The sequence below is a fragment of the Acinetobacter uliginosus genome (assembly GCF_044130295.1).
Lineage (GTDB): Bacteria > Pseudomonadota > Gammaproteobacteria > Pseudomonadales > Moraxellaceae > Acinetobacter.
In genome coordinates this window covers 26,805-51,323 of sequence record NZ_JBIQOC010000029.1, presented here as the reverse complement: position 1 = coordinate 51,323, position 24,519 = coordinate 26,805, and the positions used below count along the sequence as shown (strand labels likewise).

Annotated in this window: 22 protein-coding genes and 2 pseudogenes; 9 read left to right on the top strand and 15 right to left on the bottom strand. The window is 41.5% G+C overall.

Annotated features, from left to right (window positions below; translation table 11 throughout):
* Positions 1-396 (top strand): transposase (locus ACE01T_RS07710; protein WP_257060014.1); only part of this gene is annotated, 396 nt, incomplete at its 5' end.
* A gap of 79 nt (positions 397-475) precedes the next feature.
* Here ACE01T_RS07710 and ACE01T_RS07705 read toward each other — a convergent pair.
* The 6 genes and pseudogenes from ACE01T_RS07705 to ACE01T_RS07680 all read right to left on the bottom strand — a co-directional run.
* Positions 476-1,219, bottom strand: coding sequence for an SDR family NAD(P)-dependent oxidoreductase (locus tag ACE01T_RS07705; RefSeq protein WP_086197164.1), 744 nt, complete (start codon positions 1,217-1,219; stop codon positions 476-478).
* 67 nt (positions 1,220-1,286) lie between these two features.
* Positions 1,287-1,907 carry a class I SAM-dependent methyltransferase gene (locus ACE01T_RS07700; protein ID WP_180082290.1) on the bottom strand — a complete coding sequence of 207 codons (621 nt, stop codon included), beginning with the start codon at positions 1,905-1,907 and terminating at the stop codon, positions 1,287-1,289.
* 29 nt (positions 1,908-1,936) lie between these two features.
* Complete coding sequence (locus tag ACE01T_RS07695; protein WP_086197102.1) at positions 1,937-2,272, bottom strand: carboxymuconolactone decarboxylase family protein; 336 nt, start codon at positions 2,270-2,272, stop codon at positions 1,937-1,939.
* 52 nt (positions 2,273-2,324) lie between these two features.
* Entirely contained in the window at positions 2,325-2,720 is a 396-nt protein-coding gene (locus ACE01T_RS07690; RefSeq protein ID WP_086197165.1) for a rhodanese-like domain-containing protein, read from the bottom strand.
* Between the two features lie 239 nt (positions 2,721-2,959).
* Positions 2,960-3,742, bottom strand: coding sequence for a sulfite exporter TauE/SafE family protein (locus ACE01T_RS07685; protein ID WP_086197103.1), 783 nt, complete (start codon positions 3,740-3,742; stop codon positions 2,960-2,962).
* Positions 3,743-3,813: 71 nt separating this feature from the next.
* Positions 3,814-3,963 (bottom strand): annotated as a pseudogene (locus tag ACE01T_RS07680) (MBL fold metallo-hydrolase); the annotation flags it as partial.
* 145 nt (positions 3,964-4,108) lie between these two features.
* Here ACE01T_RS07680 and ACE01T_RS07675 point away from each other — a divergent pair.
* Positions 4,109-4,429 (top strand): ArsR/SmtB family transcription factor, encoded by a 321-nt coding sequence (locus tag ACE01T_RS07675; RefSeq protein ID WP_086197104.1) that lies wholly within the window; start codon positions 4,109-4,111, stop codon positions 4,427-4,429.
* Positions 4,430-4,519: 90 nt separating this feature from the next.
* Here ACE01T_RS07675 and zigA read toward each other — a convergent pair whose 3' ends face one another.
* From zigA to ACE01T_RS07660, 3 genes are read right to left on the bottom strand one after another with little or no spacing between them, the layout of a single operon-like run.
* Positions 4,520-5,752: a zinc metallochaperone GTPase ZigA gene (zigA, locus tag ACE01T_RS07670; protein ID WP_086197105.1), complete on the bottom strand. Its 1,233-nt coding sequence runs from the start codon at positions 5,750-5,752 to the stop codon at positions 4,520-4,522.
* Positions 5,753-5,766: 14 nt separating this feature from the next.
* Positions 5,767-6,177, bottom strand: coding sequence for a Fur family transcriptional regulator (locus tag ACE01T_RS07665; protein WP_086197106.1), 411 nt, complete (start codon positions 6,175-6,177; stop codon positions 5,767-5,769).
* Positions 6,170-6,916: a D-Ala-D-Ala carboxypeptidase family metallohydrolase gene (locus tag ACE01T_RS07660; protein ID WP_086197107.1), complete on the bottom strand. Its 747-nt coding sequence runs from the start codon at positions 6,914-6,916 to the stop codon at positions 6,170-6,172. Before ACE01T_RS07660 ends, ACE01T_RS07665 begins: the two co-directional genes overlap by 8 nt.
* 154 nt (positions 6,917-7,070) lie before the next feature.
* On the opposite strand from ACE01T_RS07660, the gene fur reads away from it, so the two are divergent.
* From fur to thrS, 6 genes are all read left to right on the top strand, one after another.
* Positions 7,071-7,487 carry a ferric iron uptake transcriptional regulator gene (gene fur, locus ACE01T_RS07655; RefSeq protein ID WP_395519054.1) on the top strand — a complete coding sequence of 139 codons (417 nt, stop codon included), beginning with the start codon at positions 7,071-7,073 and terminating at the stop codon, positions 7,485-7,487.
* A 102-nt stretch (positions 7,488-7,589) separates the two neighbouring features.
* A complete protein-coding gene (gene folE2 / locus ACE01T_RS07650) occupies positions 7,590-8,495 on the top strand; it encodes a GTP cyclohydrolase FolE2 (protein ID WP_180044074.1) in 906 nt (301 codons plus the stop codon).
* On the top strand, positions 8,489-8,908 hold the full coding sequence (gene hisI / locus ACE01T_RS07645; RefSeq protein WP_180044072.1) for a phosphoribosyl-AMP cyclohydrolase: 420 nt from the start codon (positions 8,489-8,491) through the stop codon (positions 8,906-8,908). The genes folE2 and hisI overlap by 7 nt, the downstream gene beginning before the upstream one ends.
* Positions 8,909-8,937: 29 nt before the next feature.
* Positions 8,938-9,498 carry a gamma carbonic anhydrase family protein gene (locus tag ACE01T_RS07640; RefSeq protein WP_166171516.1) on the top strand — a complete coding sequence of 187 codons (561 nt, stop codon included), beginning with the start codon at positions 8,938-8,940 and terminating at the stop codon, positions 9,496-9,498.
* Positions 9,488-10,843, top strand: a complete 1,356-nt coding sequence (locus tag ACE01T_RS07635; RefSeq protein ID WP_180044070.1) for a dihydroorotase — start codon at positions 9,488-9,490, stop codon at positions 10,841-10,843. Before ACE01T_RS07640 ends, ACE01T_RS07635 begins: the two co-directional genes overlap by 11 nt.
* A gap of 36 nt (positions 10,844-10,879) precedes the next feature.
* Positions 10,880-12,790 carry a threonine--tRNA ligase gene (thrS, locus tag ACE01T_RS07630; RefSeq protein WP_086197113.1) on the top strand — a complete coding sequence of 637 codons (1,911 nt, stop codon included), beginning with the start codon at positions 10,880-10,882 and terminating at the stop codon, positions 12,788-12,790.
* Between the two features lie 541 nt (positions 12,791-13,331).
* Here the strand turns inward: thrS and ACE01T_RS17720 are convergent.
* The 3 genes and pseudogenes from ACE01T_RS17720 to ACE01T_RS07615 form a co-directional block, all read right to left on the bottom strand.
* Positions 13,332-13,430, bottom strand: a pseudogene (locus ACE01T_RS17720) (IS5 family transposase); the annotation flags it as partial.
* Between the two features lie 243 nt (positions 13,431-13,673).
* Positions 13,674-17,129: an MASE3 domain-containing protein gene (locus ACE01T_RS07620; protein ID WP_395519053.1), complete on the bottom strand. Its 3,456-nt coding sequence runs from the start codon at positions 17,127-17,129 to the stop codon at positions 13,674-13,676.
* A 206-nt stretch (positions 17,130-17,335) separates the two neighbouring features.
* Positions 17,336-18,898, bottom strand: a complete 1,563-nt coding sequence (locus ACE01T_RS07615) for a sensor domain-containing diguanylate cyclase (RefSeq protein ID WP_395519052.1) — start codon at positions 18,896-18,898, stop codon at positions 17,336-17,338.
* Between the two features lie 459 nt (positions 18,899-19,357).
* Between ACE01T_RS07615 and ACE01T_RS07610 the strand changes: the two genes are divergently transcribed.
* Entirely contained in the window at positions 19,358-21,106 is a 1,749-nt protein-coding gene (locus ACE01T_RS07610; protein WP_395519051.1) for a hypothetical protein, read from the top strand.
* Between the two features lie 480 nt (positions 21,107-21,586).
* Here ACE01T_RS07610 and ACE01T_RS07605 read toward each other — a convergent pair whose 3' ends face one another.
* The 3 genes from ACE01T_RS07605 to arsB all read right to left on the bottom strand — a co-directional run bounded on the left by ACE01T_RS07605 (position 21,587) and on the right by arsB (position 24,518).
* Positions 21,587-22,666 (bottom strand): ArsO family NAD(P)H-dependent flavin-containing monooxygenase, encoded by a 1,080-nt coding sequence (locus tag ACE01T_RS07605; RefSeq protein WP_395519050.1) that lies wholly within the window; start codon positions 22,664-22,666, stop codon positions 21,587-21,589.
* Between the two features lie 97 nt (positions 22,667-22,763).
* Positions 22,764-23,468 carry an arsenical resistance protein ArsH gene (gene arsH / locus ACE01T_RS07600; RefSeq protein WP_395519049.1) on the bottom strand — a complete coding sequence of 235 codons (705 nt, stop codon included), beginning with the start codon at positions 23,466-23,468 and terminating at the stop codon, positions 22,764-22,766.
* 9 nt (positions 23,469-23,477) lie between these two features.
* A complete protein-coding gene (gene arsB, locus ACE01T_RS07595; RefSeq protein WP_395519048.1) occupies positions 23,478-24,518 on the bottom strand; it encodes an ACR3 family arsenite efflux transporter in 1,041 nt (346 codons plus the stop codon).
* Position 24,519: the final 1 nt, after the last annotated feature.

The window sequence follows — 24,519 nt, the reverse complement described above, 5'->3', positions numbered from 1 at the left end:
GTCTGGCTCAAAGATTTTGGCTTTGTACAATTATTTAAGACTCAGTTAAAAGAACAGCAGAGGTTTTATATTGTGCATCAAGATGAAGATGATTTATTGTCCTTTGAAGGTTTTCATGAATTACATTCAAGTCATTGGAAAATAGAGCAATATCACCGGGTGATTAAACAGGTTTGTCATATTGAAAAGTTTCAAGTAAGACGATCTAAACTGATTTTGAATCATATTTTTTCAGCCTTGATGGCCTACGTTGAGATACAAAAGAACCAGTTTGAGCGGATCTTTGAAAATATATATCGTTGGCAGAAGAAATTATTTAGACCAATTATCAAAAACTTCATTGATGACTTTATTCTCGATAAAAATCATCTGCTACCACAGAGAATCTATAAGTAATAGTGCGTAAGTCCTATTCTATATAAATTTTAAAAGGAAAAACCTTCTCAATCAGGTGAAGGTCTTTCCTAAAATTAACTTATTGTGAAGTATAGGAGCCATCTACCACATACTGGCTGCCCGTTACAAAGGATGCATCATCAGAGAGTAAGAAAGCAACGACCTGAGCAACTTCTTCAGGATTTCCTAAACGACCAACTGGGTGTAATTTTATCAGTTCAGCTTCATCAAACTCACTAATTAAAGGCGTTTTAATATAACCTGGATGTACTGAATTAATACGAATACCCTTTTCAGCATATTCTAGCGAAGCCGTTTTAGTAAGCCCGGTTACACCATGCTTAGCTGCAACATAACCAGAAATATTTTCAGTCCCAACTAAACCTAAAATTGATGCTGTATTCACAATCGCACCACCGCCGGCTGCCAATATTGCAGGGATTTGATAATGTAAGCCATAAAAGACCGCATTCAAATTAATATCAATCACACGACGCCAAGCTTCAATACTTAAATCTGCAATTGGCTGAACGTCACCCAATATTCCAGCGTTGTTAAAAGCTAAATGAAGCGCACCATAGGTGCTGACTGAAAATTCAACTGCTGCTTTCATGTCTTCAGGTTCAGCCGTATTGGCTTTATTCGCAGCCGCTTTACCGCCTAAAGATACAATTTCCTCAGCAACTTTTTGTGCTGCTTCAAAGTTAATATCCGATACTACAACACTTGCACCCTGCTTCGCTAAAAGCATAGCTGTGCTTTTCCCAATTCCAGAACCCGCACCAGTAACTAGGGCAACTTTATTTTTGAACCGATTTGACATAATAAAACCTCTTTTTAAAGTACTGCAATGCTGAATATTTGCATCACATTTAATAATTCACTTGTTTTTACTTCATCACTTGTATTGCAAATTGAATAACATGACATTTACCGCAATGTAATTTTCCCTCCTGTCTTTCTTGCTCTCCAACATAAAAAAGATGGATATGATCCTGCTTGAAAACCTGCAAAATATCCCACGGATCGTATAAATATTCGATATTTTTAGGGCCACCAGTTTTATAGTTGATCTGCTCCTTTGAATACAGCTCACCGATAAACCATCCACCGTTTAGCAAAGATTTTCTTATGCCTTCTAAAACCTTTGTTTGCGTTTCTGTATCGAAATGACCAAATACACAAATCACGTTTTGATAACGCTCGGATGGCCATTTAGCTGCTGTTAAATCAACATGTCGGAGTTCAAGATTTATCCCTGTGGCTTCGGCTTTGCTGGACAGATGCTTCAAAGCAACATCGGAATAATCCCAAACTTCTGCCGAAAAAGGATAATTATCCTGTCTTGCCTGCTCAGCCAAGTACAGGATATTCCTTCCTTCTCCTTCAGCAATTGCCAGTGTTTTACCTTCAATCCGGATTTTCCGCGCAATTTCCTGGATAAACAGGTTTGCTGCTGTGCCGTATAGGTCCTGCGTCTGGGTATACAATTCATTCCAGTGCTGACTCATTTCATCCCTCCATTTACGCCACTATCCAATCAGTTGGAAAACTCTTTAAATGCTTCCAGGGCATTTGCAGCATACATCAATGAAGGTCCACCGCCCATATACACCGCAACACCCAGAACTTCCTCCAGCTCCTGCAGGGTCATGCCCATTTTGACCAGGGTTCTGACATGAAAACCGATACAACCATCACAACGTGCAGCCACACCAATCGCCAATGCAATCAATTCCTTGGTTTTGGGATCAATCACACCATCATGCATTGCGATCTGGGATAATTGATTGAAACTTTTCATTAAATCAGGTGAATCCTGACTGAGCGTTCTTAAATTACCTGAAATATTCTGGGTTAATTCTTTGTATTTCATGACTTTCTCTCAAACTAAACAATCAACAATAAGGTTTTGCTTATTCAATAGATTATTTTTGTACCGGATAGCCCTGCTCTAGCCATGCTTGAAATCCCCCTTGAACGGATTTAACCTGAGTAAAACCCATATTCTGCAAAGTATCTGTAGCCAGTGCCGAACGGCCGCCTGTACCACAGATCAAATAGATCGGCTGATCTTTAAGATGTTCCAGTGCCTGTAGGGTATCGCAATGATGGCTCGCCAAAGGATGCTGGTGAATCCTCATTTCTAAAACACCACGAGGATAGTTCACTGCACGGTCTATCGCTGCCGCCTGAAATTCATCCGGTTCCCGAACATCAATCAGAATGGTTTTATGATTTTTCATGGCTTCAAGTAAGTCATCTACACTCACTTCCTGAATCCGTCTTTTCGCATTCAGGATCATTTGCTCTGCCGTTTTCATCATTTCTACTCTTCCTCACTCATCAAAATCAGCCTCATCTGTTATAAATGCCAGATCAGCAACTTAAAAGCACTTTGTTATAAACTCTCATTCCAGCACTGTTACAACGATCACACTATTGCAAACAGCCCATTTGCTAAATTCATTTTAGACTCTACACCTGTTTGATATTCATTCAGATGACAGATCATGTAGTCATACATCAACTCATGCATTCTTTATCCATACAATGCACAGGACTAGCCTATGAGTGCTGAATAGATTAAATAGATTGCCACCCCAATCACGGTCGTGGCAAAAACCTTTTGGATTTGATTACTCTTTATCAAAGGTATCAAACTACGCCCAATGAGCATCCCAATGATACAAGCCAGAACAAAAGTCAGCGTAACCGAAACAGGATATTGAAAGCCATCCAGAACGTGGGCAGAAATACTGACACTGCCAATCAGGAAGATAATCATCAGGGAAGTCGCAACGATACTACGCATATCGAGGTCTGTGAATTTACGCAGCGCTGGAACAATTACAAAACCACCACCAACCCCAAGCAGGCCAGTTAATAAACCAGCAACTACACCAATACCGGCGAGGAACGAGGCAGTTTTCAAATTCCAGATCAGGCGACCGGTCGTTTGATTGACTTTACACGGTGGATTTTCATAGTCATTGACTTTGTTAAAGAATATCCGGTAAGCCACAATCAGCATCACTAGGCTGAAAGCCAGCGTCAACCAGACTGGAGAAACTATATCGGCTAAATGCACGCCATAACGGGCTGAAGGAATACTGATTAAGGCGATCCAGAGTGCAGCACGATAACGTACAATACGCTTGAATAAACCTTCGAACGTTCCAACGAATGCAGACAAAGTGACTGCAAGCAAGCCTACAGGTGCAGCCTGTGCAACAGTCCAACCCTGACTCGCCATCAGTGCCGGTACAGCCAGAATACCACCACCAGCACCGGTTAAACCCAATAACCCGCCGATGGCCAGCCCTTCAAGTATCAATACCCACATAGCCACTGTTCCTCTATTTACTAAAGCAATTAAACAACGACAAACCTTTTTGTTTAATCTTGAAAAAATGCCTATTTAAAGTAATTGAGTGGAAGTTTTAAATAAGAAACCCCATTCTCTTCTGGCATTGGGAACTGTCCACCTTTCATATTGATCTGAATGAAAGGTAGGATCAGCTTTGGCATACTCAGTCCTGAATCACGCTGGTTTCGCATCTCGACAATCCACCAGTAAAGGAAATTAGATCGTCATGCATAACATACAAAACACACCAAACAATATATTTATTAATAATATATAATTATATACTATATTCAAGTGTTACTTTACTTTTTTATAGAATAAGGTGAATTTTAGGATAAATTTATGAATAACAATGAATTAAAAATAGACTTTTCCAAAGTCAATCTTGTGACTGATTGCTTAAAAGTCTTATCCAATCCTGATCGTCTTAAAATTTTATGTGTCTTAGTTGATGGTGAATTGAATGTTCAAAAAATTGAAATATCTGCTGGGGTTTACCAGCCGACCTTGTCACAACAACTGACTGTACTGAGAAAAAGTAAAATAGTATCAACACGTCGTGAAGGTAAGCAGATTTTTTATCAATTAAGTGATATACGAATATTAAAAATCATGCAGACCCTATATGACTTGTACTGTCAGAGTGATAAAGACTTAGACTAAAACCAGAGACATCCTCAAAATATTTCATATTTTAGATAACAAACTCTTTTGCTCACTTATTCAAACAAAAGAGTCAGTTACACATTCAAATCAATGATCTAAAGATTGGCCTAAATTTTCCCAATCGGGAAATGGGTTAAGCATCAGCTTCCACTGCTCAGGTCCCCCAGCCATTTCCTCATCCGTCAGTAAACATTGGTCAAACTGTTGGATTAAACTATGCTCATCCATATCCATCCCAATCAGTACAATTTCCTGTCGTGCATCGCCAGTACGCTCATCCCAATTTTTGATGATTTCATCACGGCTTTGCTGATCCTCTGGCCAATGCTCGTCAGGAACCGTTGCCCACCAATAGCCTGCAACACCATGTCTAGCCATCGCACCCGCTTGTGACCAAGAAGCAGCAAATTCAGGGTTTGATGCCAGCCAGAAAAAGCCTTTAGAACGGACTACACCTTGCCATTCTGAATTGATAAAATCATAAAAGCGTTGTGGATGAAATGGACGTCTGGCACGATATACAAAACTTTTAATTCCATATTCTTCTGTTTCAGGCGTGTGTTCACCACGCAATTCTTTCAGCCAGCCTGAAGCTTGAGAAGCTTCATTAAAATCAAAAAGTCCCGTGTTTAAAAGCTTATCTAAATCGACTTGACCAAATTCAGAAATTTCAATTTTTGCGCGTGGATTGAGCTTATTTAAAATTGCAAATAAACGTTGCTTTTCTTCTTCATTGATCAGATCCACTTTATTTAAGATGATGACATCACAAAATTCAATTTGATCAATCAGCAAGTCAACGACTGTACGCTCATCTTGTTCACCCAATGATTCTCCACGTTGTTGCAGACTATCATACGAGCTGTAATCTTTTAAAAAATTAAAGGCATCTACAACCGTCACCATGGTATCAAGTCGCGCAAACTCATTCAGTGACACACCATTTTCATCTTCAAAAGTAAAGGTTTCTGCTACAGGTAATGGCTCAGAAATTCCTGTTGACTCAATGACCAATTGATCAAAACGATGCTCTTGTGCAAGGCGACGAACCTCAACCAATAAATCTTCACGCAACGTACAGCAAATGCAGCCATTGCTCATCTCGACCAGCTTTTCATCTGTACGAGAAAGTTCTGCACCGCCCTCTCGTACTAAAGCAGCATCAATATTCACCTCCGACATATCATTGACAATGACAGCAATACGACGGCCTTCACGGTTATTTAAAATATGGTTGAGTAATGTCGTTTTACCTGCACCGAGGAATCCTGACAGCACAGTTACAGGTAATTTTGCTGGGATGGCTAAAGGATGATCCATTGACTTTCTCACTTTTATGTTAATAAAGGGCTGTTATGTTTGGAAAAACATAAAGCACATTGACCTGCGAGCTCTAAATAATGATGTTTAGAGTTAAAATTTTGAGGGAAAATTGACTGTTCGATGGCGTGAGCAAACTGAGGTGAATCAACGATTTGTACTGCCTGACATTCTGTACAAATCGTGACGAGCAAATAGCTTTGCTTCTTCCTCAATTCATACGCTAAATATTTGTTCAATGTATCGAGTTTAAGTATCAGTCCATAGCCTGATAATTTTTTTAGAATACGATAAATCTGTACTGGAGATTGCAATCCGAAAGATTTTGCCTTTTCTAATAAAGCATAGGCGCTCATTGCCTTCTGCTCATTCTGCAAAATTGTTAACACTCTTTGCTGCACAACACTGAGTTTTAATTCATTCATCTCGTGTTCCTTTATTATTCTGATTGGACAAAAGCTGAGTGATACAAGGTGATGAGGTACTTTTATGATCTGGTCCCCATGTACGATATCCAGCACTATCAATATGAATTTGCCCAGAAGTATAAATACCAAGTCCCATATTTAAAGTGACTCCCTTTTCGACCCAAAATTGACACAATTTAGTTTTTGTTTGCTGAATCACTCCAGATTCTTCTGGCGTGGGTTGTTCAGAACCAATTCGAAAATCGAGTGCTGCATTAAAAACATGCCTTGAAGAATCAGCACCACTCGCACAACGGTTTAAGGCAGAGTTACGGTAGACAGAAGTGACTGTAAAATCATCAATCACTTTGACATCAACCAATTCCTTCAAAATTTTTAAGGTCGGAATAATATTGCTCCAAATTTCTTGAGATGGAATTTCATATTCGGATGCATTGCAATTTTGCCAATCTCTCGCAGTTTGAAATAACTCAAACTCAGGTATGACACTGTGTAAGTTATTATTTTTTAAAAACTCTTTATAACGAAGAACTTGATCTTTATTTAAAGGCTGAGATAGCCAATGCTGATAAGAAATTGGTGCAATTTTCTTGAATAATCGATTTGATAGTACAGATTTATGTTTTTTTGTGGCATATTTCCCCGAGGCATTCGATGAGTAAATCAATTGCCCTGTTTGTTTTTGACTACATGCTGAAAGACAAAAAAGTAACCCTATAATTAAAAAATGCTTCATATTCAGTTATTACAATCTCGCAACTCTAAATGTCGTCTTGGCAATTTTAATAAGTTTACCATTAATATTGTTATGTTATAACATAGCTTATGAGTTTAAAAGTTCTTCCTCAAAATTTACATTCCTCCCTATCCTTATCAAATACGGATTATATATGGCGATTAGCAATCAAGACCTGAGAAAAGCAGGACTAAAAGTCACTCTTCCGCGAATAAAAATTTTAGAAATATTAGAAAACTCAAGTCCTCACCATCTGAGTGCAGAGGATATTTATAAAAAACTCTTAGAACAAGATGAAGATGTTGGACTAGCGACGGTTTATCGTGTCTTAACTCAATTTGAAATGGCAGGTATTATTCAACGCCATAACTTTGATCATAATCATGCCCTATTTGAAATAAAACAAGATACTTCCCACGATCATCTTGTATGTCAAAAAACAAACCAAATCATTGAGTTTAAGAATGAAGAAATTGAAAAATTACTTACAAGTATTGCAGAAAATCATGATTTCCAACTCACAGGACATTCTCTAATCTTATTTGGATATTGTAGAAATTCCAAAAAATAAAATAGAAAATTGAGTATTTATCGGTTCTTATCAAGGCCGGACTAGAAACAATACTCATTATATGTTATGTTATAACATAACATATAATACTTGCTTTCCAATATGAATGCCTCGCAACTCCCAGATATCTCGTCTGCGCCTTTTCTTCACACACATACCTATCCTCTTGATTGGGTCGGAATGGAAAATATTGCTTTGCCCATTCAAATTCAAAACACACTGTGTGCCAGTAAAGTAAATGCCTATGTCAGCTTAGATGATCCTCAGGCCAAAGGCATCCATATGTCTAGACTGTATACTCGACTGCTGGAGCTCCATTCACTGCCTGACCTAACTTTAAATCACATTTATCAAACACTTCAGGATTTCTTAGCAAGTCATACTGAGCTCTCTCAACAAGCCCGCCTTGATATTCAAGCGGAGTTTAACTTAGAACAACCTGCTTTAATCAGTGTACTATCGGGCTGGAAAAGCTATCCCTTCAGCTTATGCTGTCAGTTAAATGAGCATACTTTTGAAGCTGAATTAGCAATAGAAATCACCTATTCTTCAACCTGTCCTTGTTCTGCGGCTTTGGCACGAGACCTCATTCAAAAAAGCTTTCAAGATGCCGTTGATACAAAAAAAATAAATCCACAAAACACGGATGATGTCATGGCGTGGTTAGGTACAACAGACGCGATTGTAGCAACACCACACAGCCAAAGAAGTTTTGCTCAGCTACGTTTTAAATTAGACCCTTGCTTACAGTCTATTCCAATTCGACAATTCATTTCCCATGCAGAACAAGCCTTGGCAACACCCGTTCAGACTGCTGTCAAACGTGTAGATGAGCAGGCATTCGCATTAGCAAATGGTCAAAATTTAATGTTCTGTGAAGATGCTTTACGCCGCTTATACCACGCATTTGTCAACTACTCAGGTATTGCAGGATTTAACTTTAAAGTCATCCATGCTGAAAGCTTACATGCCCACGATGCAGTCGCGCAGGGTTCATGGCAATGGTAAGTTCGACAATTTTTCTAGACATCGAACAAGGAAAGATGGGGCAATGTTATGAACTGGCAAGCATTATTGATGCCATTCCCTGGAACAAGGATGGATTAATCACTGCAATCGCACAAGATATACAGAGTAAAGATGTCTTAATGCTTGCTTGGATTAACCGTGATGCACTACTTGAAACCCTGAATACAAGACAGGTTTGCTATTGGTCTCGCTCGCGGCAGCGCTTATGGCGAAAAGGCGAAAGTTCAGGACATCGTCAAAAACTCATTGAAGCCAGACTTGATTGCGACGGTGACAGCATTCTCTTTTTGGTCGAACAGACTGGACCCGCCTGCCACACTGATCGTCCCAATTGTTTTTATCTTGGATTAAACAAACAACACGCCACAATTTTAACTCAGCCCATCATTTAGCCAATTTATACAACATCGAAGACATTACCATGATTCGTAAAAATCCAACTGGTCATCTCCCTATCATTGACCAATCCGCTTATATTGATCAAACCGCAATTATCTGTGGAAAAGTCATCATTGAAGCTAACGTATTTGTCGGTCCTTATGCAGTGATCCGTGCAGATGAAGTAGATGAAAATGGCGACATGCAACCCATCATTATCGGTGAAAATTCAAATATCCAAGATGGTGTTGTCATTCATTCAAAAGCAGGTGCACAAGTCACAATTGGAAAAAACTCATCCATCGCCCATCGTTCGATTGTTCATGGTCCATGTGTGATTGGTAACCGCGTATTTGTCGGCTTTAACAGCGTCTTATTCAACTGTAAAGTCGGTGATCATAGTGCCATCCGTCATAATGCAGTGGTCGATGGTCGCGATTTGCCTGAATCATTTTATGTACCTGCGATGAGTTATATCAATGCTCGAACGGACTTAAGTCAGTACCCTCCAATCGATATTTCTATCAGTGAATTTTCTGAAAGTGTGGTGAGCACCAATATTGAGTTGGTACAAGGTTATAAGGCATTACAAAATGAATTTTAGACAACTCCCCAATCTAATTATACGTAATGCGAATATGGTTAATGAGGGGCAGCAACAAATTTGTGATGTGCTCATTCAGCAAGGTCGTATTAGTAAAATCCAATCTAATATAACGGGTATCTACAATGCCAAAAGCATCGAGGCTGATGGAGCATGGTTACTCCCAGGCATGATTGATGATCAAGTCCATTTCCGTGACCCAGGCTCACCACAAAAAGGGCGTTTTGTCTCAGAGTCTTTGGCAGCTGCGATAGGTGGAATTACCAGTATCATGGATATGCCAAATACCAATCCTCCTACATTGGACTTAACTGCACTACACTATAAAAAAGGAATTGCAGCCCAACATAGCATAGCCAATTATGCATTTCACTTTGGTGTAAGTGCACAAAATTTAGAGATTGTTGAAGCACTTGATCCTAAATTGGTCAGCGGTGTTAAAGTCTTTATGGGAGCATCAACGGGTAATATGCTGGTTGATGATCCAAAGATTTTAGAACGCTTATTTGCTAATGTACCCACTATTTTATTAACACATTGCGAATCCACGCCACGGATTAAACAACTGGAAGCGTTTTATCGTGATCAATATGGCGAAGATGTCCCTGCATACCTACATCCTAAAATCAGGGATAAACAAGCCTGTTTTGAAAGCTCGCGGTTAGCCGTATCACTCGCTGAAAAATTCGGTACACAGTTACATGTGCTACATCTGACAACAGCAAAAGAACTTTGCTTATTTAAAAATTTGCCATTGGACAAAAAGCATATTACTGCTGAAGTATGTATACATCACTTAACTTTTGATGAATCTGATTATGCTGATTTAGGCCATTTAATAAAATGTAATCCAGCTATTAAGACTAGCAATGACAAACAGGCGCTTATTGAGGCAGTTTCTAATAGCCATCGTCTTGATATTATTGGTACAGATCATGCACCGCATACATGGCAAGAAAAACAACAATCTTATTTTAATGCCCCTTCAGGCTTACCTCTAGTTCAACATGCATTACCTGCATTATTAGAATTAGTGGCAGATCAAAAACTATCGATTGAAACACTGGTAAGAAAAACCTCACATCAGGTTGCTGATTTATTCCGCATTAAAGATCGAGGTTATATCCGTGAAGGTTATTGGGCAGATTTAGTCCTCATCCGTGAAAATCATCAAAAACAATCTGTAGCTGAACAAACCAATTATATGCGTTGCGGCTGGACACCCTTCCAAAAGAAAACATTCCGCCATCTGGTGGATACAACCATCATTTCTGGTCAACTCGCATGGCATCAACAGCAACCTTATCTTAACTGTCAGGGTCAAGCTTTAGAAATTGACCGCTAATCTGCAATAGCCTTACCCGTATTTAGATGACTCTATATGAATATCCAGTTTAATTTTCTTGGTTCAACTCACCATTTTCAACTCGAACAATCCATGGCGATTTCTGAGGTTTTGTCTCGTTTCAAAATTCAAAGCTATAAAAAAGCTTTTCTCGCTAAAGTTGACGCTCATTTCGTTGATTTACACTATGTTATCCAGCATGACTGTCACATCGAACTTTTCAGTCTGAACGATGACAATCATTTAAATCTACTACGACACTCCTATGCTTATCTATTGGCACAGGCTGTCCATCAGTTATACCCTTCTGCTCACCCCGTAGAATATAAGATTACTGATTATGGTATTTATTGTGACTTCGCCGATACTCCATCCTTTAATCAGGATGATTTGCAACAAATTGAACTGAAAATGCATGAGTGGGTACAACAACATTTAGATATACGCACAGAAAAGATTACGTCCGATCAAGCCGCTGATTTTTTTAAACAGCAAAATTCTGATTTTAAATATCAACACTTAAAAAATATGAGTGATTTAAGCACATTATATTTTCATCAAAATAATGATTTCTCTGATGTTTACTTATGTCCACTTGTTCCAAATACTGAATTTTTAGAACATTTTAAAGTGACTCATGTTTCTGGTGCATATTGGCAAGGCGACTCTACAAACCCTATGTTGCAACGAATTTATGTCACATGTTGGGCTGACCAAAAACAATTAAAAAAACATTTAAAGCAAGTTGAAGAAGCAGCAAAACGAGATCATCGTAAATTAGCACAGCAACTTGATTTGCTACATTTTGATGATAAAGCACCTGGTGCCGTATTCTGGCATGCGAAAGGCTGGAAATTATTTCAGTTATTGACAGATTATTTACGCCAGCAACAAGATGATGCGGGTTATATTGAAGTTAATACTCCCGATGTCATGGATCGTGAGCTTTGGGAAATTTCGGGACACTGGCAAAACTATCAGCAGCACATGTTTACCACAGTCACTAAAGATCAGCGGAGTTACGCGCTTAAGCCAATGAGTTGTCCTGGCGCAGTTTGTCTATATGCACATGAATTAAGAAGTTATAGAGACTTACCGTTACGCATGGCAGAATTTGGTAAAGTTCATCGCTATGAGCCATCTGGCTCTTTACATGGATTAATGCGCGTTCGCCATTTTACCCAAGATGATGCCCATATTTTTTGCACTGACAGCCAGCTTTTATCTGAATGTAAAGATACGATTGCTCTCATTTATAAAATTTATGAACAATTTGGTTTCAATGAAATTTCGATCAAATTATCCACACGTCCTGATCATCGTGTCGGTAAAGATGAAATTTGGGATTTTTTAGAAAATACACTAAAACAATCTCTTGAACAGCTTGATATCCCTTATACCTTAAATATCGGTGAAGGTGCATTTTATGGTCCCAAACTTGAATTTACCTTAAAAGATGCTATTGGTCGTGAATGGCAATGCGGGACGATTCAGGTTGATTTAAATTTACCAGAACGTTTTGATATTCATTACATTGATGAAAATAATCAAAAACAACGACCTGTGATGTTACATCGGGCTTTATTTGGATCTTTTGAACGCTTTATTGGTATTTTAATTGAACACTATGTGGGACATTTCCCATTTTGGCTTGCACCGGTTCAAATCGCAATTTTACCAATTACAGATGCACAACATGATTACGCCAAACACGTCCAAGACTCGCTTAAAAAGTATGGCTTTAGGGCAACATTAGATTTAAGTCAAACGAAATTGAACTATAAAATCCGTGAAAATACGCTACAAAAAATACCTTATCTGATCATCATTGGTGAGCAGGAAGCACAACTATCATCTGTTCGAATACGTGCGCAAAATGGAGTAGATTTAGGAGATTTTCAATACTCTGAGTTACTCGATTTTTTTAATAATACATCTACAAGCTAATTTAAGGTGTGTTGAGAATGAACGAGAGTTAATTACGCTCACACAAATATAAATCATGGCGGCAAAATTTGAGTCTATTTTATCACTACGCATGGCAATACGTTTGAATTCTTTCAATTTTCAAAGTAATTTTCGATGAAATGCCGCCATTTATACATACAACGATCAAATATACGCTGAACTTTACGCTTGGCTTTTCGGAGAATAACTGCTTTTACTCCACGATGATCAAGCTCCTTCAATAACTAAGCTACATCAAAAGCTTTATCTACTAATAATGCCTGAAAATCTATATCTTTAATCAGTGACTTAACTTCAGCAAGATCATGAGATTGTCCGGGCATTAAGCGGAATTTAACCAAATTTCCCAAACTCTCGACTAAGGCAAGGATTTTAGTAGTCATTCCATCTTGTGATTGACCAATCGCTTAGGAATAGCTCTCCCTTTTGCACCATGGCGTATTCAAGATCAGAATCCACATTGACTAATTCAAAAATTCTCGAATACACGGGCTTTCACCCAGCAGTATCAACCTTTTAAAACAGTATTCAATTTGCCAAAATCATATGGTAAATCTCTCCATCGACTACCTCTAAGTGCAGTCCACAATAAAGCTTCTAGAAATAATCTATTATTTGTACCGATCCGACCCCGATCTGTGACTTTACCGAGGCAGAGTAGTTCCATTTTTTCTCATTGAGCATCTGTAAATAGGTATCTATCCATAACGAAACTATAAACGGAATAGTTTTATTGACCTAATTCTGAACACACCTTAATACTTCAATTTAAAGCATTCGAAAATATCGGTCTTCCCAATTCCCATTAAACTCAAAGAGTGAATAACTTTTTGGCTGCTATTCAGCTGGTCTTCAAGCCTGTTTAACTTGGCAGGACATATCCCTTTTCCTTAATTAAACGTACTGCTGCATCACAAACTTCCGTATCATAAATCGTCCCGCGTCCACGTAAGATTTCTGCCAGGGCCACCTCAACCCCCAAAGCCGCACGATAAGGACGATGCGAAGCCATTGACTCAATCACGTCTGCCACGGTCAGAATACGGGCCTCAGGATGGATCTCATCACCTTTTAATCCTTTAGGATAACCGGTACCATCCATCCGTTCGTGATGCTGGCCAATGATTTCAGCAATCGGAATATTGAAAGGAACATCCTTAAGAATTTCATAACCGGCTTGTGCATGGCCTTTCATCATTTCCATTTCCAGATGAGTCAGACGAGAAGGTTTGGTCAGAATCTCGGAAGGAATAGAAATTTTACCAATGTCATGTACCAGTCCAATTTCTTCCATCTGCAGACAGCGTTTTTCATCCCAGCCCATTTCTTTGGCAATCGCACTGGCAATCAAACCGACACGGCGTTCATGCCCTGCAGTATAAGGATCGCGCAATTCCACCATGATCGATACCGCCTGCAAGGTGCCATACATGGTGGCCTCCAGCTGTTCCAGCTGCCGGGCAATCTGGTCCTGTGCCTGCTTTTGCTCGGTAATGTCCTGTGCCATAACAATTTCGGCAGGCAAGTCATCGTCCCAAGTAATGTGACGGCTATGCAAAGAAAATTCCCGGATCTGACCATTTCGATGTCGGAACGGAACGATAGATGGCATACTGAAATGCTCTGCCGCCTGTATCCTATCCTCAGCTTGGTGAATCAACGCCAGCGTGTCTGCAGCCGCATCGCTAAACTCCAAAATATTATGTCCGTTGAGCTCGGCGGCAGATCTACCTAGCATATTGGCATAACTTGGATTGACGTATAAATATTGATTGTCGCGCAGTACATACATTCCGACCACTGTTTGTTCAACCATGCCACGGAACCGCTGCTCGCTGTCTCTTAATGCCTGCTCGGTTTGCCGGATGGTGGTCAGATCAGCCCAGGCCAGAATCGCATCATTACCGACAATCGCCAGCGTACGCTGCGCAATACGCTGACTACCATCTTTAGCTACTAGGGTAACTTCAGGAAACTGCACCTGTTTGCCGTTTTTCGCCAACTGCAAGGCCGCTTGCCAGCTCCGCTGCATCAACTGTCTTTGTTCTGCATCTGGTGCCACTTTTTTCAACCAAGCTTCCCGGTCCTGAAAATCCTCTAAGCTGTATCCCAGCCATTTTTCATAGGCCAGATTGACTGCAAGAATGCGTTCATCCAGTATGGAAATAATATGCATCGGTACTGGCGACTGCAAAAACACCTGCTGGAAACGCTGTTCCATCTGCTGCGAATAGGTTTCGGCCGTTTGACGCTGCTGCTCAGCTGCAAAACGCTCCAACGCAAATGAAATATCTCTGGAGAGATTTTGCAGCAGCTGAATTTGCTCTTGATCAAATTCCACTTGGCCCGTGGTGTACAGCCCAACCAGTCCCCAGAAATGGCCTTGTAACAGCAACGGCGTTAATGCCGCTTGATGGATCTGCTCCTGTTTTAAATATTGTCTCCAGGTTCGGTATTCCGGAGAAACACCCTTATCAGGATCATTGACCAATGTATAGCTATAGACATCCACATCAGGGCTGGTATTTTTCAACTGATTCAACGGAGTATTCTGATCCTGCTGCAAGGCAGTCTGCAAAGTGGGCAAAATATTAGCGCTAATATTATGATGGAACTGAATCACCAGTGGACTGTCCGCCTGATCGTCCACCTTCAACGCAATCAGAATTTTGGCAAAACTACCCAGCTTCAGCAGTACCTGCTGCAACTCAGTCAGCAACTGCTGCTGGTTCTGACTATGCGCAATCACCCGGTTGGTTTCACTAAGCAGCTGGTACAGATAGGTTAAACGTGCTACCCGCCCCTGGGACTGTAACCGGATATAAACATTGGTAATCTGGCTGGTGATGTGATCGATTAGACTCTGCTCTTCATCCAGAAAAGCGGGCACATCCGGTGCCTGAGCATACCAGATTGTTAAGTTTCCGAATTTCTGGGTGTCATTGGCAAAGGTCGACTGTAGATAGGGCGTCTGGACAGGAAGTTCGGTGCCAAAAATGCCCCAGTCACTGTCAATCCTCAGATGAATCCTTTCCGGAGAGGAAAATCCCGAAGGAATGATTTCCATGGCTTTCTGCAATAGCTCAGCCATGTCGCTATGCATGTTATTGCAAAGCTGATTGATCTGGTTCAGACAACGTACTTCCTTGACCCGTTTTTGTACATCCTGCAACAAAAGCTGGCGGTCTGTAATATCGTGCACCACCATAACCCAGACCGGTTTTTTGCCCAGGCGTTCTGCAAAGGGGGCGACATGACACTCGACCGTTTTGCGGTCCGGCAAAGTCAACTGGATTAAAAACTCTTGCAGTGCCTGCTGCAGCCTGGAACAGACCGGACAATCCTCGGCCTTTACACGAGGATCATGCACCAGTTCATGTACGGAACATCCGGTCAATTGTGCTGCAGCAATACCGTGTAGCCGGGCTGCCGCCAGATTGACCTGCTGAATGCTTTGGTCGGAACTGACTATATAGGTTGGATCAGGAATGGTGTCATAGGTGCTGGCCGCCTTGGACAACATACTAAAAGGTTCTTTGATGGTCGACTCGACCAATGCCATATAAATAAACCAGTAGGAATAAACTTTCAGGATATGCCCCAGCAGATTGGCATCGGCATATACGGACACATACTGGGTAAAGGTAAATTCAGAGGCCATCATGGTCAGCATGGAAAGACTGACCCCAAACGTTAGTTGCGCCGATAAATATTCGCGGCGGCACCAGACCAGTATCAGCGCCAGTGCCAGCACCGCAATAATTAGATATTCACTGTAAATTTTAAAAGGGGTCAGGCCTTGCCCATCAACAAAGGCGGTGGGGAAGAAACCCAGCATGACTGCAGTCACAATCCCGGCACTGAGCAGACCAAAAAACAGGTTCAGCGGGATAGGCTTGATCGCGCGTGTCAGCATGAATGGTGCGACGAGCATGGTCAAAGCCTGCAACAGGCGGGCGCCAATCCATAATTGTGTGGCCTGATTGGCACTGTCCACAGGAAGAATCTGCATGCCTTTGTAAAGCAAAGTATGGAACAGATCAATAAATCCACACCAGCCAATGGCAATCGCAATGAAAACTACAAAATAATTTTTAGTAAAATGCCGCGATACTACAGTCACTATCAGTGCTGTAAGCGCGATAATGATGGAAATCAGTTCCGCGATGGTATGGGTAAAGACGAAACCAAAACTTTGATTGGTCCACCAGATCAGCAAGGCAAAAATCGTCGGAGGAATGATCATCATATAAGGAGAAATAAACGACTTAAGGTCGAATACATCCGGTGAAAATAAGTCACGAGATGATTTAGGCATAAAGTTCCCCAATAAAGTTCGAAAATGGCCTTATGTCATAGCGCTGTTTAAAATTTTGTATTGTCTGAAAATTCACATGTTTATTATAACATTAGGCCGGTGTAAATAATCCGTGAATACCTTGCATGAGAGCTGCCTACAGCTAATCTTATATATCAAATACCTCAACTCTCTCCGTCGTGTTTGCATCAGTTAGATACCTGAAATTAACGCGTGCAGTTACGTCCCTCACGCTTAGCCTGATACAGTTGCTGATCTGCCATTTTCAGTACCTCTTCCACATCCTCAGAACTATGCGGCCAATAAGCAATGCCAATTGAAATGGTGACGATGCCAATTTCCTCGATTTCCGTGATTTCAACTGCCTTTCGTAGTCGTTCTGCCGCCTGAAAAACGGTGACCGGGTCTGAAGCAGCCATTAAAATAATAAACTCCTCTCCCCCCGAACGGCAGCAGATGTCATTGTCACGAAAATGATATTTCATCAATCTGGCCAGTCTTTGTAAGACAATATCGCCTTTGTCATGGCCATAGCTGTCATTTACCTTTTTAAAAAAATCGATATCCACTGCCAACACCGCAAATTCGGTACGCACACGCACAAATTCTTCAAGAAACAGCTTCATCCCACGGCGATTATATAAACCGGTCAACGGATCGGTATTCACCGACTGATTCAGCTCATCAATTTTTTCCTTAAAATTCTGAGAACTTAGCATCAGGGAATTTTTGAACTGATTAACCTCAAAATATACAGGGTCAATTCTGTTAATTTTTTCCTGAATCTCCGGCTGATTGAGCATACTGGCCATTTTCGCCAAATGGTTTAAAGGTAGTGCAATCAAACCCGATAAACGCCAGACCACAAAGAAAATAAAGAAATAGAACAGGGTAATCCCGATGGATACGTTGATAATGATACTGTTGGCTTGAGCAAATAGCTCATCAATTGGCTGCTGCGATACAACAATCCAGTTCACACTGGGAATATGTGAAAAGCCGACCAGACTCTCTATGCCTTGGCCGTTCATCAGACGAAAAGCGCCATCTTGTTGCTGAAGCATCGGGGTTAAGCCATCACTGACCTGGACTTTCTGGCCAATTTTCCGAGTATCGGCATGAAAAATGATGCGTTTTTGGTCATCCATAACATAGGTATAATTTTTCTTGTAACCATATTTGGAGGCCAGCATTTCACTGACCAGATTCTTGCTCTGCAGATAAATCGTACCGGCGATAAAGCCCAAATATTGCCCCTGGGTATCGAAGACTGGTTCAGAAATAATCACGATCAGTCTTTTGGTTGATGACCAGTATGGAGAAGAAATATAAGTTTGCTTGCGTTTGAGCGACTCGGTGATGCCAAGGGTTTTATGGATCTGTTTAGAATCAATCTTTAAGCTGGTCGGGAAAAATGAAATGATATGCCCTTCCCGGTCAACCAGAAAAACACTGTTGAAATGTCCGGACTGGCTTTTCAGGCGTGCCGTTTCACTATTTCGCAGGCTGGCACTAGCAAAATCTTGACCGAGCAGCTTGGCGCTAAAGCGTAAATTTTTTAAGATTTCTTCAAACTGATAGTTGGTATGGGCAGCAATCCTAGAGGAATATTCAGCATTCAAGGCCAGAGAGTTATCGATCAGGCGCTCTTTCACTGTATAGTTAACAAAAAATAAAGCAAAGACGAACAGACAGGTCACGCTTAAAACTGTTAAAAGTAATATTAAGCTGCGCAGATTTAAACGAGGCGCCAGTAAAACCTGTCTCAATAGGGCAATTCCAAGTCATTATTTATGATACTTATATCACAAAATAATGAAAAAACACGGTTTATTTCAATAACATCGACGTGAGTCAAATCACCCTGAAATGGCCGTCAATTTTTCCGGCCCTATTTTTTTACCGAGCGTTCAACGAATGCACTGCCACTATAGTACAGAAGGGAGTCAATGCTTGCGAAGTATGCTTTGGGCATTCATCGCTGTTTCTGCCTGAACTGATGATTCCAGGAAAATGGCCTGAACATGCAGGGTACCAGATTACTTGGAGTCGCGGGGTTCCTGCATTTTTACGCTTAGCACAGGTTCAGATCATTTAACCAGCAATGAACACCGCCGATATCGATTTTTTTTATGCTATATTCCCAGTTAAGACTTATATTTGTGATATAAATCACACGACTTATTTCCCCTAAAAGTTTGAACTTATTACAAGGTTTTTGGATTTCCATGCAAACATATATTCCTTATCAGCTGCGGGTAAAGTTAAAACAAATTGATCCTATTCTCGATAAGCATTGGCAACAACAAATACAGTCCATCCTATCGACGACGCCGCAGGCATTGCATCAGAAAATAGAAGACCAGTACCTGAAAGCCAAGAATATCGCATGGAATTACCTGAACCAGACCTTTGAGTTTAAAGGTCATACTAGCCTAAAAAATCTTCAGCTTGACACGCAAAACTCCGAATTACTGCAACTCGCGCACAGAATAAAGAGTACATTCAGCTATCTGCAAGGCTATCAAACCGACTTTCAGATTGCCGATTACCTAGAAAGTATTGTGCGTGAAATTAACCAGATTGATCTGGAACATTCAGCAGACATTCAGGCACAGCAACTGATCAAAAAAGCCTTTCTGTATGACGCTGCCCTGATTATTCGGGACTTAGATTTTACTGTTTCTGAAAATCACCGGCATTTGGATATTGAGCAGGTCCGAACTTTTATCTTTGAAATTTTTATGAAAAGTGAAATTCTGGGAAGCTGGTTTGCCCATATTTTGCCGAGTGAATATGCAGAACAGGAACTGGCAATTTTTCAGGATTATTTTATTCAGCAACAACGCGTTCGCGACTTTGAAATTATCAAAACCTTTCAATATTATTTTGTCCTAAGCAGCACCTACGACAGTTCAGTTTCTGCCTATTCAATTCGCCGTTTTTTAACCGAAGAAAACTTTGGTAAAGAGGATCGATTCTATATCAGTGGTTTGGTTCTTGACCCGCAACAGCTGGATCAAGCGGATTATTTTGCAAATTTTAAACAACTGATGAACCGAATCATTGGTATTCAACGCAAAATGAATCCACATATTGTAGAACTAATTGAATCCCTGCATGAATATAATCAGCAAAATCTCATCCCAAGTTTAAAAGAAATTTTAAATATTCAAAGTTTTTCCATCGACCACTTGGTGAAAGAGCATCTAGAAATCTTAGAAAAAGATTTATCCTTAAATATTCTCGAACCTTTGCTAAAAGGCTTAAAAAACAGTGTGCAACATACCGATGAACTAGAATATTGCTATTTAAATATTTTAAGGTTAATTAATGAGTTTCTGCATCAACTGGAAATTTTATCGCAGCAACCGATGCTACAGTTTAATCAGCATGCACGTCTGTTCAAATATCGATTAATTGCCTATTTAAAATTACTGGAACAACGTCGTGCGCAAATCTTTGTGATCTTTCACGATGAATTTCAGTATCAGCAACAGCTACGAGCGGTTTCAGCCCCCACTCAGGAAATTAGGGAACTGCTCAATAGCGCGATGGAACAAACCCGCCAGATCCAGCAGCACATACGCCAGTTAGAACGCGAAATGCAAAATTCCGAAAATAGCAGTTTTCTTAAGCGATTGTTTAAAAAATCTGAAAATCATGAATTGAAGATCAATGAACTAAAACAGAATCTGATCGAGGTTCGAGATCATTGCTATCTTAAAATTATTGCTATTCAAAAACAGGCCTCTCAAGAGAGTGTTTATCTGGAAGCGAAGAATTTAATTTCGGTGATTGACTCTAAAATACGGCATTATGCCTTTGCTAATGGTGAAAATGGCGTAACACGTTTACCTCTTCTGTTACAATTACCTGAAGACCGCAATAACTTTAATATGCAGAGCATCCTCATGGCATTAAACTATGAATTTCTGCTCTCTGCAAAGAGTTGGAAATTGTCACAAAAGACCTAAGGCAAGGCTGTGAACTATCAAGAGGATAGATAAATCAACAAGCTGATTTAAAAGTTGATTTTGGTGCTGAAAAGTTACGGCAAGCTGGTCATTTGGACAGATCTTTAACCCCACTCCTTCCCTGCTCAACATGTATGATTAATTTTTTAGAAAATTTGATATCGACGACCTGGCATGCGCTGAGACAACGCAAGAACAAGCTGGAATGAGAATTTCGTGAACTACTCCATGATGCAGAAATTGATTTAATTGAAGATCAAGAAAATTTTTAATTTTTACCTAAAAAATTCGAACTGAGCACAAAGCCATTACAAGATTTATTATGGAAGCTTATTCATGAGCATAATAAAGAACAACTCGAGCAGCAATCCAAGCATTTCATCATGAGCGTATAAGGCACAGGCTCATTACTTTTTTAGGGCTGATTGGAGACAGATTCTATGTAGTCTATCTGCTCCTTTGGTCCAGGATCGAATCATCTCAGGCCAAAAATGCGGCGATGTCTTCTGCCACTGCCCTAGATGTCCGAGAAACACCCACCAGCGTTGCCGAAGCGGCACCAGTCCATTCACCATAACCGACCAGCCATAAATTTGACAACTGAACCGAGCGACCATCCTTCACTGCAATGGTCTGGTCCTGCTGGATAATCCCGAGACTGCTGAGATGATTCAGCGCCGCCTTAAATCCGGTACACCAGATCACCACATCCACTTGCGCTGTGCTGCCATCTTCCCAAATCACGCCATGTTCTGTAAATGCCGAAAATGGGCACCTGCTATGTAAAACCCCTCGCTCACGTGCCTTTTTCACGCTATCGATCATCACAATATCGCCTAGACCACCAATGGGCTGCTCAATCTTTCTGCCTTCCTGCTGGGCTTTCAGGCGCTCAGTCGCCCTTAAGAACAAGACACGGCCATCGACATCATCTGCCAGAAACTGCGGCGGTGTCTGGGTGATCCAAAGCGTTTCAGCCACCTGGGAAATCTCGGCCAGGATTTGAGCACCAGAGTTGCCACCACCCACCACCATGACCTTCTTGCCCTTGAAGGGTTCGGCATTCAGATAATGTGCAGAATGCAGTTGCACGCCCTGAAAATGCTCACGGCCTGCATACTCGGGAATAAAGGGTTGGCTCCATGTTCCCGTAGCACTCACTACCGCTTTAGCTTTCCAAGATTGTTCCCCGGCATAGACCTCTAGATATTTACCCTTGCTTTCCACGCGCTCCACATGCACCGGACGAACTACAGGAAAGTGATAGCGCTGCTCATAGGCCGTCAAATAGTTGATCACTTCATGACGGGTCGGATAGGTCTGTTCGGTTGCCGGCATCATCCAGCCCGACAGGGAGCTCCAGCTATTCGGTGAGAAAAGACTCAAGGACTCCCAGGCATGCTGCCACGCACCTCCAGGCTGAGGCTGATCATCCAGGATGATAAACGGAATGTTCTTACGCTTTAAGAAATAGGCAGTGGACAAACCGGCCTGTCCACCACCGATGATAATCACATCTGTTTCAATCTGTTTTGTGTCCAAAGCCTTTTCCCCTTGCATTTTTCTGTTGTTCTTGATGCAGCATCCCGCTTTTGCAGCGGGTTTCTGCCGATTTCTCTGATTGACAGGACAAGCCTGAATTCAAACAAATCCTGCCTTACAAACTGCGCTGATTCACCCGTTTAGAGAGTTCTTCCGCAGATTCATTACGTTCCGAATAACGGTTGGTCAAATAAGCACTTTGCCCACGGGTCAACAAGGTAAACTTATACAGTTCTTCCATCACATCGACAATCCGATCATATAAAGATGAGGGTTTCATGCGGCCCTCTTCATCAAATTCCAAAAAGGCCTTGGGAATAGAAGACTGGTTCGGAATTGTGATCATACGCATCCAGCGCCCCAAAATGCGCATCTGGTTGACGCTATTAAAAGACTGCGAGCCGCCGCTGACCTGCATCAGTGCCAGGGTTTTGCCCTGTGTGGCACGAATGGCTCCAGCTGCCAGCGGAATCCAGTCAATTTGCGCTTTAAAGATCGAACTCATCGAGCCATGCCGTTCCGGGGAACACCAGACCATACCTTCGGACCAGGCCAGCAATTCATGCAGTTCCTTGACTTTAGGATGTTGCAGATCGCCATCTTCAGGCAACGGTAATCCTTTGGGATGAAAGATTTTGACCTCACAGCCAAAGCGTTCCAGAATACGGCCGGCTTCCATCACCGCCAGGCGACTGTACGAGCGCTCGCGGTTTGAGCCATACAGCAATAACATCCGTGGTGGATGGGCCAGCTCTTTGGCCTGCACCTCGGCAAAGGTAGGCGTTGGCAAAAGATCAGATTCAAGATTTGGGAGAGTCATATCAGCCTCTTAAGAATTGGGGTAATATTTTTTCTTGAGCCACAAAGATACGCTGACCAGCGCAATCAGTACTGGCACTTCCACCAAAGGCCCAATAATGGTGGTAAAGGCAATCGGCGAAGCCAAACCAAAAGTGGCAATCGCGACCGCTAGGGCTAACTCAAAGTTATTGCCCGCCGCGGTAAAAGAGATTGCAGTGGTTTTCGGATAGTCATTGCCCATCCATTTACTCATAAAGAAGCTAACAAAGAACATCAGCACAAAGTAAACTGTCAATGGAATCGCGATGCGTAACACATCCATCGGCAAACTCACCACATCGCCACCTTTCAGGCTAAACATCGCCACAATGGTGAACAGCAAGGCCAGTAAACTGAGCGGGCCAATTTTGGGTAAAAACCGGGTCTGATACCAGTCCAGCCCTTTGGCTTTGACCAACGACAAGCGGGTCAGGAAGCCCATCAGAAACGGAATGCCCAGATAGATCAAGACGGCATTGGCAATGGTCCAGAAATCCACATGGATCACATGCCCTTCTACCCCAAAGAATGGCGGCAAATAGGTCAGGAAGAACCAGGCATAACTACTAAAGAACAGAATCTGGAAAATACTGTTAAAAGCGACCAGCGCCGCACCATACTGGTTATCCCCACAAGCCAAACCATTCCAGATTAGCACCATGGCAATACAGCGCGCCAAACCAATCAAGATCAGACCGGTCATATATTCCGGATAATCGCTGAGAAAGACGATGGCCAGCACAAACATCAGTACCGGGGCAATCAGCCAGTTCTGGATCAGGGACAAGGCCAGAGTTTTTTTATCCTGAAACACCTGTGGCAGTATCGCATAGTCGACTTTGGCCAATGGAGGATACATCATCAGGATCAGGCCAATCGCAATCGGCAGATTGACCGAGTTGATGCTCATGGCATCCAGTGCTGTCGATGCTTGCGGAAAAAACACCCCAATCGCAACACCCAATGCCATGGCCACAAAGATCCACAGGGTCAGGTTACGATCTAAAAAGGACAATCCGGGTTTAGACATG